Origin of the sequence: Bacteroides sp. LFL-34 (assembly GCF_027257075.1) — a bacterium.
Taxonomy (GTDB): Bacteria; Bacteroidota; Bacteroidia; order Bacteroidales; family Bacteroidaceae; genus Bacteroides; species Bacteroides ovatus.
Genome location: NZ_JAPQKZ010000049.1, coordinates 1 through 18,956, shown reverse-complemented (window position 1 = coordinate 18,956; position 18,956 = coordinate 1). Strand labels below are relative to the sequence as shown.

Here is an 18,956-nt window from a genome sequence, read left to right as displayed (position 1 = left end):
AAAAAAGCAATTTAAAGGATTCACTCCTCCTTTTATACAATGTATTTCCAATAAAAAAGGAGAGAACTATTTGCTCTCTCCCCTCTTAAAACTTGTATAATTTATCCAGTTTAATTATTCTCCGGACGAAGTTTACGAACAGTTACAGCAGTCTGCCACATTTCGCTCTCGCGTAATTGACGGAGTTCTTCGTTCAATTTTTCACGATAATCAGGTTGTGAATTACTGTCGATAGAAATCTGTGCTTCATTACCAGTCTTCACACTGTTATACAACTTTTCAACTACCGGTTTGATAGCATCGTGGAATGGGCCCATCCAATCGAGAGCACCACGTTGAGCAGTAGTAGAGCAGTTAGCGTACATCCAGTCCATACCGTTCTTTGCAAACAACGGCATCAACGACTGTGTCAGTTCTTCCACTGTTTCATTGAATGCTTCAGAAGGACTATGACCGTTTTCACGCAATACTTCGTACTGTGCCAGCAACAAACCTTGGATAGCACCCATCAATGAACCACGTTCACCTGTCAAGTCAGAAGTAGCTTCACGTTGGAAAGTTGTTTCGAACAGATAACCGGAACCGATACCGATACCTAGTGCGATAGTTCTTTCGTAAGCCTTGCCTGTAGCATCCTGATAGATAGCATAAGAAGAGTTCAAGCCACGTCCTTCGAGGAACATAGTACGCAAAGATGTACCCGAACCTTTAGGAGCAACCATGATAACGTCGATATCAGCAGGAGGAACTACACCTGTACGGTCGTTCCAAGTGATAGCAAAACCGTGTGAGAAATAAAGAGCTTTTCCGGCAGTCAGGTAAGGCTTGATAGTAGGCCATACTGACATTACTGCTGCGTCAGACAACAGACACATTACAATAGTACCTTTCTCACAAGCTTCTTCGATACCGAACAAAGTTTCACCCGGAACCCATCCGTCTGCTACTGCCTTATCGTATGTTTTTCCTTCACGTTGACCAACGATTACATTGAAACCGTTATCACGCAAGTTCAGTGCCTGTCCAGGACCCTGTACGCCATAACCGATTACAGCGATTGTTTCATTTTTCAATACTTCACGAGCTTTTTCCAATGGAAATTCGTCACGGATTACTACAGTTTCAGTAGTACCTCCAAAATTCAACTGTGCCATTTTCTTTTTGTTTTTAGTTTTTGATGACTTACGCCATCTGTTATTAATTGATTTTATATTCTCACATTTATTCAAATATCACTTTCGAGCGGCAAACAACTTCGTTGCCATTCTTCTTCACTTCTACGTGAAACTCGTTTGCGTTCACTTCATCGCAGAAGAAAGAGAGTTCATCACCAAAATAGCTTTCCGCCACATACGCCATTTCAAAACGACGGATACGTTTGGTCTTATACAATTCAATCGGGAACAAATCAAGGATATGCTCGATGTAACGGATGCTGTTTACATGACCGTTGATATCTATATCACTGTATTTTGCCGTCAGGGTAGCTATCGGCTGATCGCTTGTCACTTTGATGCGTGAAGGCTTTTCAATCGGGCAAGGCTCATCACAGACATAGTCTACGATACTTCCCCCATGCAAAGTCAACAAGTCGGCAGGCTTGCGGGTATTAAGATTAATCATTGCCCATACGGAACGTGCGTAGCCAATCTTCTTCCCATCCTTATCAATAATAGCAAAATTACGGTCCGTAAACAAGCGGTAGACATTTTCCACCCACGTCTGAACCGAGAAATTCTCATACTGATAAGGCATTTCATCCAACTCAATAGCCAGACGTGAAAGCACCCATGTATAATTGTCCTCATTCAGCGTTGCAATACCAAAACCACGGTCATTGGCGTGAAAACCTGCACAATTCAGCAGATGATTTCCCAGTACCCCCATAGTCAGACGTCCGTTGAAGTCAACATGGAACGGTTCTGCCACAAACTGATAAGTCCCTATTCTATTTTCTTCACTCATTATTCTTATTGGTTTTTACTTTGGTTATACATAGCTTCCCGTCCATCGAGAAACTCATTCACCCGTTCAAAGCAGCTGGTAGTAATCGCTACACGTCCCGAACGAACAAACTGCAAAACACAATTCAAAGCCTTCAGTTCACCATAGAGCGAAGTTATATCTTCGCTCATTCCATTTTTCTCGACAATAGAAAATACCGGATTGACTTCCACTATACGTGCATTGTATCTACGAATCAGCTTGGATGCTTCCGGATTCTCCTGAAAAGCAGGAGTAGACACCTTATATAATGCAATCTCGTGGAAATAAATCTCATCCTCTGTGAAATAATGTGCCTGAATCACGTCGATCTTCTTTTCGATCTGTTTCACTACCTCCTCAATGATGTCCTTATCAGTCCAGGCTGTTATTGTATACTTATGTACACCTTTAATAGAAGAAGCAGATACATTCAGACTCTCAATATTTATTTGCCGACGGGTAAATACAGCAGTTACCTGATTCAGCAACCCAGCTATATTCTCCGAATGAACAATGATTGTATATAACGTTTTATCACTCATAACTCTAATTTTTTAAATGCGAACTCTCAACTCTCCATTCTCAACTCTCAACTTCTCCTAGCACTCCAGCAACATCTGGTTTACCGAACCACCCGGAGGAGTCATCGGCAAAACATTGCCTTCTTCCACCACGCAGGCTTCGAGCAGGAACGGACCGTCCGTTGCCAGCATTTCAGCAATAGCTTCCTTCAGTTCTTCACGAGTGAAAACACGCTTGGAAGGAATATCATAAGCCGAGGCCACTTTCATATAATCCGGATTCAACATCGGGGTGAACGAATAGCGACGGTTGAAAAACATAGCTTGCCACTGACGTACGTTTCCGAGGTAATTATTGTTCAAGCAGATAATCTTCACCGGAGCCTTCTGCTCCATAATCGTACCCAGTTCCTGAATATTCATTTGCAGTCCGCCATCTCCCATAAATACGCATACGGTACGTTCCGGTGCTCCGAAAGTTGCCCCGATAGCTGCGGGAAGCCCGAAGCCCATTGTTCCAAGTCCTCCGGAAGTAATGATACTGCGTTCTTTCGTATATTTAAAGTAGCGTGCAGATATCATCTGATTTTGACCTACATCTGTTACCAAAACAGCTTCATGGTGAGTAGCGTCACTTACCGCACGTACCACTTCCCCCATACTCAAAGAGTTTGTGGCAGGATGAAGTTCAGGACGGATTACTTTTTCCTCCTCTACTTTCTCATATTCTTTGAAGCTATCAATCCATTCGGTATGAGTGTTCTTTTTCAGAAGTTTCGTCACAGAAGCCAGTGTTTCCTTGCAATCTCCCAATACAGCTACATCTACCTTTACATTCTTATTAACTTCCGCAGGATCGATATCAAAATGAATCACTTTTGCCTGTTTGGCATAAGTAGCCAAATTACCGGTCACACGGTCGTCAAAACGCATACCGACAGCAATCAGCACATCACATTTATTGGTATTGATATTCGGTCCCAGATTGCCGTGCATACCCAACATACCTTTATTCAACGGATGTTCTGTCGGCAAAGCCGAAAGTCCGAGCAGCGTACAACCCGCAGGCATATCCGCTTTTTCGATAAACTCGCGCAATTCGCTCTGTGCATTTCCCAGTTCAACACCTTGTCCAACCAATACAAGCGGACGTTCAGCGTTATTAATCAGTTCGGCAGCAGCCTGTACAGTCTCCTCGTCCGTATCGGGAACAGGAACATAACTACGGATAAAATCGACTTTCGTCGGTTCGTATTTCGTTTTCTCTACTTGCGCATTTTTGGCAAAGTCCAATACCACCGGCCCCGGACGACCACTACGAGCAATGTAAAACGCACGTGCTACCGCCCAGGCTACATCTTCCGCACGGCGAATCTGATAACTCCATTTAGTGATTGGCTGGGTGATACCTACCAAGTCAACTTCCTGAAAAGCATCCGTCCCAAGAAAGCCTGTTCCTACCTGTCCGGCAATCACCACGATAGGCGTACTATCGATCATCGCATCCGCAATGCCTGTTACCGTATTGGTTGCTCCGGGACCGCTCGTCACCAGGCAAACACCTACATCACCCGATACACGGGCATAACCTTGTGCGGCATGGGCGGCTCCCTGCTCGTGACGAACCAAGATATGGTTCAATATATTTTGATGATCGTACAAGGCATCGAATACCGGCATAATAGAACCACCGGGGTAACCAAAGATGGTAGTCACTCCCTGATGTTCCAAGGAGCGCATCAAAGCCTCTGCACCTGTTATTAAATCTTTCATATTAGTTGATAGTTGATAAATGATAAATGATAAATGATAGTTGAGAAATGACAGTTGAAAATGAATGGTTTACAATCATTGCGCTAAGTGCTGCGCAGCTAACTATTACCTATCAACTATCACCAACTATATTATATAATTCTCACTGCTCCCTTATCGGCAGAGCTTACCATGCTGGCATACGCCTTCAGGCTCTTCGGTACATAACGGTCACGAGTGACAGGAGTCATCGGACGGGCCGCCAGTTCTTCATCCGTCAGTCGCACGTTAATCTTCCGGGCCGGAATATCGATTTCGATAATGTCTCCGTCTACAATTTTTCCGATATTGCCTCCAGCTGCCGCTTCAGGAGAAATATGTCCGATACTCAATCCGGAAGTTCCACCGCTGAAACGTCCGTCGGTAATCAAAGCACATTCTTTTCCGAGATGACGGGATTTTATATAAGAGGTAGGATAAAGCATTTCCTGCATACCGGGACCACCCTTCGGACCTTCGTGCGTAATGACGACGACGTCGCCACTGACGACTCGACCTCCGAGGATACCTTCACAGGCTGCTTCTTGCGAATCAAATACTTTGGCAGGTCCGGTAAACTTCCAGATACTTTCGTCTACACCTGCTGTTTTTACTACACAACCATCTTGAGCAATATTGCCTTTCAATACGGCCAGTCCGCCGTCTTTGCTGTAAGCATGTTCCAAGTCACGGATACATCCGTTTGCACGGTCCTTATCCAGTTCCTTATAGTACATACCTTGTGAACCAAGTACGAGATTAAATTTATTTCCGGCTGCGCTCGAATATTTCTTAATTGCTTTTTCGCTCACATTCGGGCTGGTGATTGAATATTCGTTAATGGCTTCTGCCAGTGACATTCCGTCTACCCGGCGAACGGATGTATCTATCAAACCGCCCTTTGCCAGTTCGTCCATAATGGCAATGATACCACCGGCACGGTTTACATCCTGAATATGATATTTCTGTGTATTGGGAGCCACCTTGCAGAGACAAGGAGCCTTGCGGGAAAGCATGTCGATATCATCCATCTTGAAGTCTACCTCTGCTTCGTGAGCAACAGCCAACAAGTGAAGAACCGTATTGGTAGATCCCCCCATTGCTATATCCAGCGTCATGGCGTTCAGGAAAGCCTGACGGGTAGCGATGCTACGGGGAAGTACACTTTCGTCTCCTTCTTCATAATATAATTTTGCATTTTTCACGATCAGTTCCGCAGCGTCTTTGAAAAGTTGCGTACGGTTTTCGTGTGTCGCTACAATGGTTCCGTTGCCGGGAAGAGCCAGTCCGATTGCTTCATTCAGGCAGTTCATCGAGTTGGCGGTAAACATACCGGAGCAGCATCCGCAAGTAGGACAAGCATTTTGCTCGATATTCGCTACTTCCTGATCGCTAACACTTTCGTCGGCCGATTTAATCATCGCATCGATCAAATCCAGGTGCTGGCCATTCCATTCTCCCGCTTCCATCGGACCACCCGATACAAATACGGCAGGAATATTCAGACGCATAGCCGCCATCAACATTCCGGGAGTGATCTTATCGCAATTACTGATACATACCATTGCATCCGCTTTGTGCGCATTAACCATATATTCTACGCTGTCTGCAATGATGTCACGTGAAGGAAGCGAATAAAGCATACCGTCATGTCCCATTGCTATACCGTCGTCGATAGCTATTGTATTGAATTCCGCAGCGAAGCATCCCAGCTTCTCAATCTCTGCCTTCACCAGCTGACCGATTTCATGTAGGTGTACATGCCCCGGGACAAACTGTGTGAACGAATTGACGATAGCGATAATGGGTTTACCCATCTGATTCTTCTTCATGCCGTTGGCTGCCCACAATGCACGGGCTCCCGCCATCCGACGGCCTTGTGTACTAAACGAACTGCGTAATTGCTTTTTCATTTCAATCTATCTTTTAATTAAAGAGCCTTCCTCACACAAGTGAGAAAGGCTCTAAATTCTATCTTTTATGGTACGAACACATACAACACAAAAACCTTTCTCACGCTCTTGATGGGACCACCACGACGCGAATAATATGCAGGACTGCTAGGTTAATAGATGTATGTAACATATTCATATCTTCTTTTCTTTATTTTCGTGCTGCAAAGGTAAGGGCTTTTTTATTATATCCAAACAAATCGAAGAAAAAAATCACTTAAAAGCGAATAATTGTAAGAAAAGAGAGGTATTATTTCTCTATTTTATCACTTAAAGGTTGAATTTGCAACTATTATCTAACTGCGCACCTCACTTTCTTTTTCTGACAAAAGCACTTAATAATCTGAAATTTACCCTCCCTATACCGGAGTACAAGCAAATAATTCGTATCTTTGTAGACCCGTATTTACGGGAATTATTAATCAGAAACAAAAAAGATCAGATGGAAACAGTAGAAAACAAGTACATTACCGTTGCATACAAACTATATACAATGGAAGATGGTGAAAAAGAGTTGTTCGAAGAAGCAAAAGCAGAACATCCCTTTCAATTCATTTCAGGATTAGGAACAACACTCGAAGATTTCGAAAATCAGATAACTGCTCTTTCTAAAGGTGATAAATTTGATTTTACCATTCCGGCAGATAAGGCTTACGGACAATATGACGAACAACACGTTATTGACCTCCCCAAAAATATTTTTGAAATAGATGGCAAGTTTGACAGCGAACGTATTAAAGAAGGTAACATCGTACCTTTGATGACTGGTGACGGTCAGCGCGTAAATGCCAGCGTAGTAGAAATCAAACCGGATATTGTAGTAGTTGACCTCAATCACCCGTTGGCTGGTGCCGACCTGATCTTTGAAGGTGAAATACTGGAAAGCCGTCCTGCTACGAACGAAGAAATTCAGGAACTTGTGAAAATGATGAGTGGTGGTGATGGCTGTGGTTGCGGATGCGACAGCTGCGGTGATGGCTGTGGCGACGACTGCGGTTGCGAAGGCGGACACTGTCACTAAATAAAGTATTAAATTATAAAGTATTAAGTATTAATTCCGTGCGGACACAGCCGGGCTTTAATACTTAATACTTTTTTTATGCCGTTATTTGAGCTAATACTTAATACCTGATACTTAATACTTGAAATCAGCATCCTTTATGCGTCATGATGTCAAGCACCATTTTATCCGTTTCGTTCATGGCTTGCGAGCCGATCCTTGTCAGGTTGCGGATACTTTGATCTACATCTTCGTCGATAATTCCCTCTACGGAAGTCACACAACGGTCTTCCATTGCCATCATTGCAGATAATACGGCTGTCGAAACTCCGGTAGTTACTTTCAATGCACAACTCGGTTTTGCACCGTCACAAATCATTCCTGTCAGATTAGCAATCATGTTTTGAACGGCGAAGGCAACCTGATTGTAGTTTCCCCCCATCAACCAGGTGATTCCACAACTGGATCCGGTAGCAGCTACCACGCAGCCACACAAAGCTGACAGACGTCCTAAACTTTGTTTGATATATATAACAGTGAGATGGCTTAACATTAAAGCACGGATAAGTTCTTCTTCGCTCTTTCCGTTCTCTTCGGCAAAGACAACGACAGGGAGTGTAGCGGATATCCCCTGATTACCACTGCCGGAATTACTCATGACAGGAATCATTGCACCCGCCATCCGGGCGTCGCAAGCAGCTGATGTATAAGAGAGAATATGAGAAAATACGCTGTCACCCATCACTTTATGTTCGTAAGTTCCCCGAAGCATTTTACCTAAAGAATGTCCGTAATTACCTTTAAAGGCTTGCTCGGCAGCAGCTTTATTCAAACGGGCTGTATCAAGAATGAAACGAATCTCATCCAACGGAGCAGTCAGTGCAAAGTCATAGACTTTACGCAAGTTTAATTCGAGCGAAGCATCTTCCTCTTCCTCGCTGACTGTATGTTGCTTGTCGAGCAATGTCTGTTCATCTTTGGCTATATATATAAAGGTAGTATGCCCACCGGCAATGATAGCTTTAGCTGTTTTATCTCTCGCTTTACAAATCACTTCGATATAAAGCTTTTCCGTAATATCTTCTTTCAGAGAAATACAAATCCGTTTTTCTGCAATGAACCGTTTCCCCTGTTCCACTGCTTCCGGCGTACAGTCCCTCAACACCTCCAACTGATAGTCTGATTTGCCAATCAACGCACCTAAAGCCACAGCTATGGGAAGGCCTACCATACCCGTTCCCGGGATTCCGACTCCCATGGCATTCTTTAGTATATTAGCACTTAGCAAGACGTCTATCTTTTCCGGTTTCACTCCCAACGTTTCAGCAGCTTTAGCTACACAAAGCGCTACTGCGATAGGTTCCGTACATCCAATAGCCGGAATGACTTCTTTCTTAATCAACTCTATAATTTGCCTTCTTTCTGATTCAGTCATGGACTTATAAGTTTTGGTTCCACAAAAATAGGAAAATCTTTCTTTTCCAACATTCTATAATGAACAAATAAAATCTCATATTGTTATAAAATCTCCCATACACCAAACTTTAACAGAAAGAATTGATAGAAAAATGAAAGCAAAACACGTGATTCTCTATTTGCTACTGGCTATTGTTTCCTTTTCCTGTATCGGCGAAGAAGCTCTCAATGCAGAAGCAGACATATTAAGTTGCGCACTACCAGGAGTAGCCATGACAACCAGTCCTATTATTAACAATAATTCCATCACTATCTTCGTCGGTCCGGGAACTGATATTTCAGAACTTACACCTGAATTTACATTGACTCCGGGAGCTACAATTAATCCTCTTAGCGGTACGGAACGAAATTTCAATACTCCACAAGAATATACTGTTACAGCTGCCGATGGTGTTTGGAAGAAAACGTATATCATATCCGTTATCGACACGGAACTTGCCACGAACTATAATTTCGAAGATACGCTTGGCGGAAAGAAGTACTACATATTTGTAGAACGCGAAGGAGGTAAAGTCGTTATGGAATGGGCCAGCGGAAATGCGGGCTATGCCATGACCGGCGTAGCCAAAACTGCTGATGACTATCCCACTTTCCAAATAACGGACGGAAAAGCCGGCAAATGCCTTTCTTTAGTGACACGCAGTACCGGATTCTTTGGACAAATAGCAGGAATGCCTATCGCGGCAGGAAATCTGTTTATCGGTTCCTTTGATGTAAGCAATGCAATGAGTAATCCGCTTAAAGCAACTAAATTCGGTCTTCCTTTCCGGCATGTACCTACTTATCTGGCTGGCTATTATAAGTACAAAGCGGGAGATCAGTTTACAGAAGGAGGCAAACCTGTAAATGGGAAACGGGATATCTGTGACATATATGCCATCATGTACGAAACCAGCGAATCTGTTCCAACCCTTGACGGAACGAACGCATTTACCAGCCCAAACCTGATTTCAACAGCACGGATTAATAATGCCAAAGAAACGAACGAATGGACTTACTTTAAGCTTCCTTTCACCACTCTCCCCGGCAAATTCATAGATAAGGAAAAGCTAATGGATGGAAAATATAATATAGCCATAGTGTTCACCTCAAGTCTGGAAGGAGATCATTTTAACGGAGCAATCGGAAGTACGTTGCTCATTGACGAGGCCGAGTTAATCTATCACTCGGAAGATTAGTGGAACTAAATAACTTTATAACAACAAAAACGATGAAAATCTATCCGTATATATTCAGTTTACTAACCTGTATAGGAATAGCCCTCCCCGGCTATGCACAGGTTGATCGAAATGAAACACTGATCCGTTCCGCCCTTCACGGACTGGAATATGAGATAAAAGCAGGTTTCAGCATTGGCGGCACAGCCCCGCTTCCTCTTCCGGTGGAAATCCGTTCCATTGACGGATATAACCCGACATTAGCTATCAGTATAGGAGGTGAAGTGACCAAATGGATTGCCGTTCAGAACAAGCTCGGAATTATAGTCGGATTGCGACTTGAAAACAAAGCAATGACTACCGAAGCCACCGTGAAGAATTACAATATGGAGATTCTCGGGCAGGGAGGTGAAAGAATCAGCGGAGTATGGACAGGCGGAGTAAAAACCAAAGTACATACTGCCGGACTGACAATACCTCTGATGGCTACCTACAAACTAACCAACCGGTGGAACATCAAAGCCGGGCCTTATTTCTCCTATCTACTTTCAAGAGAATTTTCAGGACACGTATATGAAGGATATTTGCGGGAAGATGATCCTACCGGTCCGAAAGTAGAGTTTACCGACGGCAAAATTGCAACATACGATTTCTCGGACGATTTAAGACATTTCCAGTGGGGATTACAGGTAGGAGCCGGATGGCGAGCCTTCAAGCACCTCAATGTGTATGCCGATCTTACCTGGGGATTGAATGATATATTTAAAAACAATTTTAATACAGTCACTTTTGCCATGTACCCCATCTACTTGAATATAGGTTTCGGGTATGCTTTTTAAGTCCCGCTAGGCTCTGCCACCTGCTTCACTCCAGAGTAGGTTACTTTCACCGTCTGTTGCAATGCAGGCACTTTCACATTAATAGTCATGTCTGCATTTCCATCTTCTACAGCTCCCGTAACTGTTACAGGACAAGTACCCAAAGAGGCAGCATCTCCTTCAAATGTAAGATCTTGCTGTCCGGTGAATGTAGACACACCTTCCCCCTTTTTCACTTCACATTTATCAATGACAATATCTCCAAATTTTAATATCTGCTGGTTGATGAACAATTCAAAATCCTTCAGTTCAATCTTCACTTCCGTATTGCTGACCTGCGAGAGCGTGATAAACTTCTCTATTCCGTCGCCGATGACAATTTCCTGGTCAGAGCCATCCGGTATCATGGATATATCCAGATTTCCCCAATACGTTCCGATTACATCCGGAGCCGTTATCACAGCTTCCTCTTCAGGAGGATTCTCATTATTCTTGTTATCACTGTCGTCGTCATCACTGCTACAAGCAGCAAAGAGAGTAAGAGAACATACCAATGCCAATAAATACAATAGATTCTTTTTCATACGTCTTTGGTTTAGTTATTACAATAAATTCGTCCTTTATAAACTAAAAAGAAGAAAAAAGGTTCAATATGCTTCCTTTTTCGAAGTTATTTCGAGTTCGCAACTTTCTTACCGAAAACTTTGTTATATTTGCATATAGTAATTTTAAAAAAGCCACAACTATGTTTAATTCATTTGGCAATATCTTTCGACTCACAAGTTTCGGTGAGTCTCATGGAAAAGGAATTGGAGGAGTGATTGACGGATTCCCATCAGGAATTACCATCGACGAAGAATTTGTACAACAAGAACTAAATCGCCGTCGTCCGGGACAATCAATCCTTACCACCCCACGCAAAGAAGCTGATAAAGTAGAGTTTCTTTCAGGTATTTTTGAGGGGAAATCAACCGGGTGTCCTATCGGTTTTATCGTTTGGAATGAAAACCAACACCCCAATGACTACAACAATCTGAAAAATGTATATCGTCCTTCACACGCTGATTACACATACACGGTGAAGTATGGAATCCGTGACCATCGCGGCGGCGGACGTTCCTCTGCACGCGAAACGATTTCGCGCGTTGTAGCCGGTGCATTGGCTAAGCTGGCACTCCGCCAACTGGGAGTCAATATCACTGCCTATACCTCACAGGTAGGTCCTATCAAGCTTGAGGGTACTTACTCGGACTATAATTTCGACCTGATAGAAACCAACGATGTACGTTGTCCGGACCCTGAAAAAGCAAAAGAAATGGCAGACCTTATATATAAGGTAAAAGGTGAAGGCGATACCATCGGAGGTACACTGACCTGTGTCATTAAGGGATGCCCCATCGGATTGGGACAACCTGTTTTCGGTAAACTTCATGCTGCCCTGGGTAACGCCATGTTAAGCATCAACGCTGCCAAAGCATTCGAATACGGTGAAGGATTCAAGGGATTGAAAATGAAAGGTTCCGAACAGAACGATGTTTTCTATAACAATAACGGACGGATCGAGACGCACACCAATCACTCCGGAGGTATTCAGGGAGGATTGAGTAATGGTCAGGATATCTATTTCCGTGTAGTGTTCAAACCGATTGCCACGCTGCTGATGGAACAGGAAACTGTCAACATTGATGGCGTCGACACCACTCTGAAAGCACGCGGACGTCATGACGCTTGTGTATTACCTCGTGCCGTACCTATCGTAGAAGCAATGGCTGCCATGACCATACTCGATTATTACTTACTGGATAAAACGACGCAACTCTAATGAACGAGATTCAGAAATACATAGCGGCACACGAACCAAAGATGATGGATGACTTGTTCAGCCTTATTCGCATTCCCAGTATCAGTGCTCTGCCAGAGCACCACGACGATATGCTGGCTTGTGCGGAACGCTGGGCACAACTGTTATTGGAAGCAGGTGTGGACGAAGCATTGGTAATGCCCTCACAGGGCAATCCGGTTGTTTTCGCTCAAAAGATCGTGAACCCGGATGCAAAGACTGTATTAATCTACGCTCATTACGATGTGATGCCGGCCGAACCATTGGAACTCTGGAAAAGCGAACCGTTTGAACCGGAAATACGTGACGGACATATCTGGGCACGTGGAGCGGATGATGACAAAGGACAATCGTTCATTCAGGTGAAAGCATTTGAATATCTCGTCAAAAACGGATTACTGAAGAATAATGTGAAGTTCATCTTCGAGGGTGAAGAAGAAATAGGTTCACCCAGTCTGGAAGCTTTCTGCGAAGAACATAAAGAATTGCTGAAAGCAGACGTTATTCTGGTGTCGGATACGAGTATGCTAGGAGCTGAACTGCCCTCATTGACTACTGGTCTGCGCGGGCTGGCTTATTGGGAAATAGAAGTGACGGGACCGAATCGTGACTTGCATTCCGGACATTTCGGGGGTGCGGTAGCCAATCCGATCAACGCGCTTTGCCAGATTATTAGCAAAGTAACGGATGCCGACGGACGTATCACTGTTCCCGGATTCTACGATGATGTGGAAGAAGTGCCGCAAACCGAACGGGAAATGATAGCCCATATTCCTTTTGACGAAAAGAAATACAAAGAAGCAATCGGTGTAAAAGAGCTTTTCGGAGAAAAAGGATATAGCACATTGGAACGTAACAGTTGCCGTCCGTCTTTTGACGTATGTGGCATTTGGGGCGGATATACAGGAGAAGGTTCTAAAACCGTACTGCCTTCAAAGGCTTATGCTAAAGTATCTTGCCGGTTAGTACCGCATCAGGATCACCATAAGATTTCGCAAATGTTCGCAGATTATATTCTTAGTATCGCGCCTGATACAGTACAGGTAAAAGTGACTCCCATGCACGGGGGACAAGGATATGTGTGCCCGATTTCACTTCCTGCCTATCAGGCAGCAGAGAAAGGTTTCGAGATCGCTTTCGGGAAAAAGCCGTTGGCGGTACGCCGTGGCGGAAGTATTCCCATCATCTCTACTTTCGAACAGGTATTGGGAATCAAAACCGTATTGATGGGATTTGGACTCGAATCGAATGCGATCCATTCTCCGAACGAGAACTGCTCATTGGATATCTTCCGGAAAGGGATAGAGGCAGTCATAGAGTTTCATCAGGAATATGCCAGACGATAAAGCGGATAAATAACAATCAAGTTATAAACGATACATATAAAAGAGTGGTGAACAAGCTTGATTACAAGCATTTGTCCACCACTCTTTTATATATCTATCACACTGACAAATTACATGACCGGAGTCTCGAAAAGGAAGGTAAATGATTGGCTGTCTTTCAAATCCTTCACTGCATCACCTGCATAAATTTCGCCCTTTGTCAGAGACAGTTTCTTAATGCCGGCTTTCGGACTAAAATCAATTTTCTTCAAATCCAGCCAAAACAAATTCGGAGTCAGGGTAGATTCGAAATAATATACCTTATTCTTCTGATCGGATACGGAACGCCAACGGGTAGAAGATATATAAGGCTTCTCCGGTGTATTAATACCAAATGGCACGGAAACATTACGCATCACACTCAATACGCTGGAAACTGCAATCTTTGCATCCGCAATTTGGGGAATGGCATGAATGTAGAATGAAGCCCGTACAAAACGGTCGCTTGCCCGATTGGTTCCGGGTAACATCTGTAAGCCACCGATTTCTTTCCAGTAATCATTAATGGCCAACTGCTGTTCATATCGAGGAGAATTTGTCATCACCCGGTATTCTTTTCCTTCGTGAATACTTAATTTCCCATCCAGATATTCCAATACAGCCGTATTGCCTGTTTCATCGGTTATGGCCAGATGTAAGGTAGACTCCGGTCCTCCATTCGGCATACGGGGAGCATCAATGCGGAAAGTCTCCTTTTTCAATTCATCCACCGCTTCGCGTACCGTGGCAAAGTTATCAAGCACATACTGTGTCCAAATGCTGATGCCCATTGCCGGACGGGTATCGCCGGGAAGAGAGTAAATGGATTCCGGCAAGAAAAGCAGGCTAGCCACTAATCCTTTCTCGTTCATTCCGTCACAAGTACCTATATCATATCCTGTAGCAATCACACTTCCATATTTGGAAGTCCAGTTCACAGTTTTCTCTTTGTTATGTCCCATACGTTGGATACCACGCGGAAATACATAGATATTCGTCATGATATCTTCCTTCCAGTCCATTGTACGTCCTGTTATCACCATCTGGTCAGGGCCTATATACACTGCACGCGTACATGCTTCTACAGGCTGTATACTCATCAAAGAGACGGCAGCCAACACCAATGCAACTCCTGCTAATTTTTTCTTCATGTTCATTCTATTTAAATAATTGATCTTCTTATTTATAAATAACAAACGCGCCACGATTATTGCCTAAAAGAAAGAGGATTTTAATGAAAAAAAGGCATTTATTCAATGCAGGAAGAAATTTTGGGTTTTCAACGTATGAGGGTTATCATCACAAAGATCATTTCTTAGCGAAAAATATTAAATAAATTTAAGTGTTACTATTGCAGTCATTGCTACTTTAGTTCGTCCAATAAATAAACATACAATTATCATGATAAAAGGGTACACCAAACAAACTATAATCATTTGCTTTCTATTACAAGGAATCGCATTATCAAGCAGAGCGCAAGAACAACAAATGTGGCAACGATACCACGATAAATGTCGAAGAGAAGCAAGTATTATTGACACTCTCCCCTCCAAATTGGAAAAAGCCTTGCATTGGTCGCCGACAATAAATAAAGAACAAAAAGAGGTTATACGCTATATACTATGGAATATGGTTTATGTGGAAGGTGGTACAGCCAATCTCGGAGACAACAACAACTATCCCGTGGATGTAGCCTCTTTTTTCATCAACCGATATGAAGTTAGTCAGGATGAATGGTATGTCATTATGGGAGAAAATCCTTCTAACCAACACAGACGTAACTATCCGGTAGACCAAGTCAATTGGTTCAACGCTCAACGATTTACCCAAAAACTTTCTCAATTAAGCGGTCTACCCTTCCGTCTCCCCTTCGAAGCAGAATGGGAATATGCAGCACGTGGGGGACTAAAAACCAAGAATTTCATCTATGCCGGCAGCAATAATGCAGAACAGGTTGCCTGGTTTAGAGAAAAATATTACAATACTTACGTATCCAAAGAAACAGGAACGAAGAAGCCCAACGAACTGGGACTTTATGACATGAGTGGAAACGTATATGAATGGTGCATGGACTGGTATGACAGAAAGGTTCCTTTTACCGGAAACATCGCTCCGGTTATAAGCGAAAAAGATACGCATAAAGTGTTGCGTGGAGGTAGTTATTATACCTTCGAGAAATATTGTAAAGTCACCAGCCGCTACGGAGTTAACCCGCAACGATGGGATATTGATTACGGATTACGGTTGGTAATGTCACTACCAAATTAAAAGAGGAGCATATTATTCACTGTATTATTTTAGCTCCTCATTGTTCTAAATACTGTTATTATATACAAATGTCAAGTCGACTTATTGATCGGCCAGTTTATAGAGTTCATATCCTCCCAATGCCAGTACATAAGGCAGATTAAGAATAACGTCGGCATCCTTCTCTACCTCTTCGGGGTACTTTTGCAGCAATTCGTTGAAAGGCATAATGAGAGGATGTTGCAAGAAAACCTTATCTTTCACCTCGGCACGTCTCCAACCAGCTACCGTACGTTCGGCATTCCATCGGTATTTCTCCATGCGCACCAGTAGATACAAAACTTGAGACGGTAGATTCTCATTGAACATAGATCCGGATATGCGTGCCGGCGAACGGTCGCTCCGCTTAATACCGTAGCCTAGCGTACGACAAAATACACTATAGGCATCCAGTTGATAGCGGTTAGCCCAACGTAACGGCTCGCTCAATTTGTTCCACAGAAACTGTGCCTGATGATTCATCAAAATGAAATCGGCAGAGTGGTTGCCATAAGATTCATACATCTTCTTCAACACCTCTTTCTGCTTGAGGCTTTCATCTGTATAGCAGCAATCGTAGAGGTAATTCACATACAAAGCCAGTTTATCCTGCAAGATATTTTTCTTCATCCCCCTATCTACCATACCAAACACCTTGACATAACGATAACGCCCTTGCTCATCGTCCACTATCGACGACAAATCGTTATTGAAATCCTGACGGATAAGTACACGACATTGATGCTGATAAACCTCATGCGGCAAGTTGAGTCCTAATGAGAGACTCAAATCGGGATCATGCACGCAAATAGCCACTGTAAGCATACAGTGTTTATTTTGTGCCCATTGTTGTAGACGGGTGCGCATAGCAGTACTACAAATGTCGTCATGGCAATATTCTACCTCAATATCGCCTATCTGACTCTCTATATAAGGAAATTGAGCTTTGAAGTAGTCTTTCTGTGATTCCATCTCTCGATCTACTAAAGTGATGTGGGTACGTATGCGCTCATCTGTCGGCAGACGGTCATCGTAATTGGCATAATGGCAGATACGTAGTGCTTCAAGCAGCAACGAGCGTCCCATCCGATTGAATCCCACAATAACCAGATGCACATAGTCTTGACTAGTAGCAGTCCAGTTTCCATCAGGTTGTTGCGTTATGCTTATGGGGCGATAGTCTAGCGGATCATAATATCTTTCACTATCGGCAGCATAGAGACTCCATAGTTGCCGGGCCAAATTCTCGTGGAGGTTAAAGGGACGGAAAAAAATATTAGGTTTCCCCTCAATGCAAAACACCTCCGGCGGCAGATTCATTTTCTGTATGTTAGAGTACGAAGGGATACTGTCGAACTGCACATATACAGGCATCACCTTGCCATCGGAACATTTGCCACGCAGAGCACTCACCAAATGCACAATCGCTATATTTTTAGCATCGCGTCCGCAACGTTCTTCATCACCCAGTACATACACTTCACTCGCGCTCGCTATGTTCAACCGCTGAAGTTCTTCGATCGACTCAATGTTGCCAAAGTAAACAAGCACTTGCCGCTCTATTTCGACGGGCAAGGCAGACTGTATGCGATGGCGTACCGTTGCCGCCTCTATACCGCTCATCAGCAAGATACGTGCCGAAGGACATTCGTTATATAGTTCGCGTATCATATTGATAGTTAGTTCATTGAAGCCTATCAATACATAGTGTTGAGTTATGTTGCGGTAAGTCATTCGCCCCGTGTTTACCACATCCACACGCCGCTCTATAATGTTGGAAATGGTAGAGATGAGCACACCGCCCAATAAAATGGATCCCGAAAAGCTAACAATTCCCAGCAATAGCCTGCTGGACCAAGCTGTCTCGTTCATTTGGTTACCAGGATCCACAAAGTTGTTGTACACCACCCAGAGCCTTTCGCCCCATTCCTCATGTCCATACAATTGGATAGAAAAGAACATCACGATGATAAAGAAGATAGCCAGCACCGTAGCAATAGTAACGAGTAACAGGGTGAGCTGCGACTTGATACCTCCCGAAATGGTGCGATCCATATACTCTTGTGAGAATATCTTCTTGTAGTAGTTTATAAAACGGTTCATGCTTATAACTTATTGATAGCAAAACATACAAGTCCTGCCCATATTGTGTACATTTCGAGCTATTTGTTCTGATAATCGTACCATATCATGCACCAATACCATATAATCCGTATCAATGGGATTTGGTTGACAGTCGTGTTTCATAAATAGAATATTTAGAGTTGTGTACAAATATAGTATTTTTCAACAAATCAAATAGTTTTTCACTTAACTATTTTCAGCAGTGTACTTTACCTTGTTATCGTATGGCAGTATATAAAATGAAATTCACCAGTACAAGAAGACATTAATCGCAAGATAACAGCTATGGAACGAAGTAAAATTCGTATAAAAATGGAGTAAGATATTCTACTTCCATCAAATAATATCTCCATAACCTTTATTGTATCTAAGATTATTCAGTGCATAGATTTAAGATTTTCTATGCAGAAACTAAGAATCTTTTATGCACTCGAGTAGTCGTCACGTTACAACGGGACAATGGTCACCTTATAGAATGACTAATGTCACTTTATAAGGTGACCATCTATCTCTGAAAGGATGCAGGGCAGACGCATTATATTTTTTACTATATTCTCGTTTGTAATTTCCTTACTATATTGTTGGTTATTAACATGTTATCATTTGCTAATGTCGATTATTTTCCTTATCTTTATAAGATA

The 18,956-nt window shown here is 43.1% G+C and carries 15 protein-coding genes; 6 read left to right on the top strand and 9 right to left on the bottom strand.

Annotation, left to right across the window (positions count from 1 at the left end):
• Window positions 1-110: 110 nt before the first annotated feature.
• The 5 genes from ilvC to ilvD form a co-directional block, all read right to left on the bottom strand.
• Window positions 111-1,154 carry a ketol-acid reductoisomerase gene (gene ilvC, locus N5O98_RS22320; protein WP_004306754.1) on the bottom strand — a complete coding sequence of 348 codons (1,044 nt, stop codon included), beginning with the start codon at window positions 1,152-1,154 and terminating at the stop codon, window positions 111-113.
• 67 nt (window positions 1,155-1,221) lie between these two features.
• Window positions 1,222-1,965, bottom strand: a complete 744-nt coding sequence (locus N5O98_RS22315) for an acyl-[acyl-carrier-protein] thioesterase (protein ID WP_004306752.1) — start codon at window positions 1,963-1,965, stop codon at window positions 1,222-1,224.
• A 5-nt stretch (window positions 1,966-1,970) separates the two neighbouring features.
• Window positions 1,971-2,528, bottom strand: coding sequence for an acetolactate synthase small subunit (gene ilvN / locus N5O98_RS22310; RefSeq protein WP_022199791.1), 558 nt, complete (start codon window positions 2,526-2,528; stop codon window positions 1,971-1,973).
• A gap of 57 nt (window positions 2,529-2,585) precedes the next feature.
• Window positions 2,586-4,280 carry a biosynthetic-type acetolactate synthase large subunit gene (ilvB, locus tag N5O98_RS22305; protein WP_004299475.1) on the bottom strand — a complete coding sequence of 565 codons (1,695 nt, stop codon included), beginning with the start codon at window positions 4,278-4,280 and terminating at the stop codon, window positions 2,586-2,588.
• Between the two features lie 131 nt (window positions 4,281-4,411).
• Entirely contained in the window at window positions 4,412-6,211 is a 1,800-nt protein-coding gene (ilvD, locus tag N5O98_RS22300) for a dihydroxy-acid dehydratase (protein WP_004312414.1), read from the bottom strand.
• 481 nt (window positions 6,212-6,692) lie between these two features.
• On the opposite strand from ilvD, the gene N5O98_RS22295 reads away from it, so the two are divergent.
• The gene (locus N5O98_RS22295; RefSeq protein WP_004306740.1) at window positions 6,693-7,271 is read left to right on the top strand and encodes an FKBP-type peptidyl-prolyl cis-trans isomerase; all 579 of its coding nucleotides are present in this window, start codon (window positions 6,693-6,695) and stop codon (window positions 7,269-7,271) included.
• A gap of 127 nt (window positions 7,272-7,398) precedes the next feature.
• Here N5O98_RS22295 and N5O98_RS22290 read toward each other — a convergent pair whose 3' ends face one another.
• Window positions 7,399-8,685, bottom strand: a complete 1,287-nt coding sequence (locus N5O98_RS22290; RefSeq protein ID WP_004312413.1) for an L-cysteine desulfidase family protein — start codon at window positions 8,683-8,685, stop codon at window positions 7,399-7,401.
• A 133-nt stretch (window positions 8,686-8,818) separates the two neighbouring features.
• Here N5O98_RS22290 and N5O98_RS22285 point away from each other — a divergent pair, with 133 nt between their 5' ends.
• A complete protein-coding gene (locus N5O98_RS22285; RefSeq protein WP_022199492.1) occupies window positions 8,819-9,904 on the top strand; it encodes a PCMD domain-containing protein in 1,086 nt (361 codons plus the stop codon).
• A 32-nt stretch (window positions 9,905-9,936) separates the two neighbouring features.
• Window positions 9,937-10,722 carry a porin family protein gene (locus N5O98_RS22280; protein WP_004312411.1) on the top strand — a complete coding sequence of 262 codons (786 nt, stop codon included), beginning with the start codon at window positions 9,937-9,939 and terminating at the stop codon, window positions 10,720-10,722.
• Here the strand turns inward: N5O98_RS22280 and N5O98_RS22275 are convergent.
• Complete coding sequence (locus N5O98_RS22275) at window positions 10,719-11,285, bottom strand: calycin-like domain-containing protein (RefSeq protein WP_004312410.1); 567 nt, start codon at window positions 11,283-11,285, stop codon at window positions 10,719-10,721. The two genes, N5O98_RS22280 and N5O98_RS22275, sit on opposite strands and share 4 nt — an antisense overlap.
• Before the next feature lie 161 nt (window positions 11,286-11,446).
• On the opposite strand from N5O98_RS22275, the gene aroC reads away from it, so the two are divergent.
• Together aroC and N5O98_RS22265 are read left to right on the top strand one after the other, a co-directional pair.
• The gene (gene aroC, locus N5O98_RS22270) at window positions 11,447-12,523 is read left to right on the top strand and encodes a chorismate synthase (RefSeq protein ID WP_004306728.1); all 1,077 of its coding nucleotides are present in this window, start codon (window positions 11,447-11,449) and stop codon (window positions 12,521-12,523) included.
• The gene (locus N5O98_RS22265; protein ID WP_004299465.1) at window positions 12,523-13,887 is read left to right on the top strand and encodes a dipeptidase; all 1,365 of its coding nucleotides are present in this window, start codon (window positions 12,523-12,525) and stop codon (window positions 13,885-13,887) included. The genes aroC and N5O98_RS22265 overlap by 1 nt, the downstream gene beginning before the upstream one ends.
• 110 nt (window positions 13,888-13,997) lie before the next feature.
• Here N5O98_RS22265 and N5O98_RS22260 read toward each other — a convergent pair whose 3' ends face one another.
• Entirely contained in the window at window positions 13,998-15,056 is a 1,059-nt protein-coding gene (locus N5O98_RS22260) for a linear amide C-N hydrolase (RefSeq protein ID WP_022199491.1), read from the bottom strand.
• A gap of 250 nt (window positions 15,057-15,306) precedes the next feature.
• On the opposite strand from N5O98_RS22260, the gene N5O98_RS22255 reads away from it, so the two are divergent.
• Entirely contained in the window at window positions 15,307-16,173 is an 867-nt protein-coding gene (locus N5O98_RS22255; RefSeq protein ID WP_061448597.1) for a formylglycine-generating enzyme family protein, read from the top strand.
• Window positions 16,174-16,254: 81 nt separating this feature from the next.
• Here the strand turns inward: N5O98_RS22255 and N5O98_RS22250 are convergent, their stop codons facing one another.
• Entirely contained in the window at window positions 16,255-18,294 is a 2,040-nt protein-coding gene (locus N5O98_RS22250) for a hypothetical protein (RefSeq protein WP_061448596.1), read from the bottom strand.
• Window positions 18,295-18,956: the final 662 nt, after the last annotated feature.

Coding starts and splice junctions, on each gene's coding strand:
- N5O98_RS22250 (WP_061448596.1), bottom strand. CDS start 18,294: ATGAACCGTTTTATAAACTACTACAAGAAGATATTCTCACAAGAGTAT.
- N5O98_RS22295 (WP_004306740.1), top strand. CDS start 6,693: ATGGAAACAGTAGAAAACAAGTACATTACCGTTGCATACAAACTATAT.
- N5O98_RS22275 (WP_004312410.1), bottom strand. CDS start 11,285: ATGAAAAAGAATCTATTGTATTTATTGGCATTGGTATGTTCTCTTACT.
- N5O98_RS22265 (WP_004299465.1), top strand. CDS start 12,523: ATGAACGAGATTCAGAAATACATAGCGGCACACGAACCAAAGATGATG.
- N5O98_RS22255 (WP_061448597.1), top strand. CDS start 15,307: ATGATAAAAGGGTACACCAAACAAACTATAATCATTTGCTTTCTATTA.
- N5O98_RS22315 (WP_004306752.1), bottom strand. CDS start 1,965: ATGAGTGAAGAAAATAGAATAGGGACTTATCAGTTTGTGGCAGAACCG.
- ilvD (WP_004312414.1), bottom strand. CDS start 6,211: ATGAAAAAGCAATTACGCAGTTCGTTTAGTACACAAGGCCGTCGGATG.
- ilvB (WP_004299475.1), bottom strand. CDS start 4,280: ATGAAAGATTTAATAACAGGTGCAGAGGCTTTGATGCGCTCCTTGGAA.
- aroC (WP_004306728.1), top strand. CDS start 11,447: ATGTTTAATTCATTTGGCAATATCTTTCGACTCACAAGTTTCGGTGAG.
- N5O98_RS22285 (WP_022199492.1), top strand. CDS start 8,819: ATGAAAGCAAAACACGTGATTCTCTATTTGCTACTGGCTATTGTTTCC.
- N5O98_RS22280 (WP_004312411.1), top strand. CDS start 9,937: ATGAAAATCTATCCGTATATATTCAGTTTACTAACCTGTATAGGAATA.
- ilvC (WP_004306754.1), bottom strand. CDS start 1,154: ATGGCACAGTTGAATTTTGGAGGTACTACTGAAACTGTAGTAATCCGT.
- ilvN (WP_022199791.1), bottom strand. CDS start 2,528: ATGAGTGATAAAACGTTATATACAATCATTGTTCATTCGGAGAATATA.
- N5O98_RS22260 (WP_022199491.1), bottom strand. CDS start 15,056: ATGAAGAAAAAATTAGCAGGAGTTGCATTGGTGTTGGCTGCCGTCTCT.
- N5O98_RS22290 (WP_004312413.1), bottom strand. CDS start 8,685: ATGACTGAATCAGAAAGAAGGCAAATTATAGAGTTGATTAAGAAAGAA.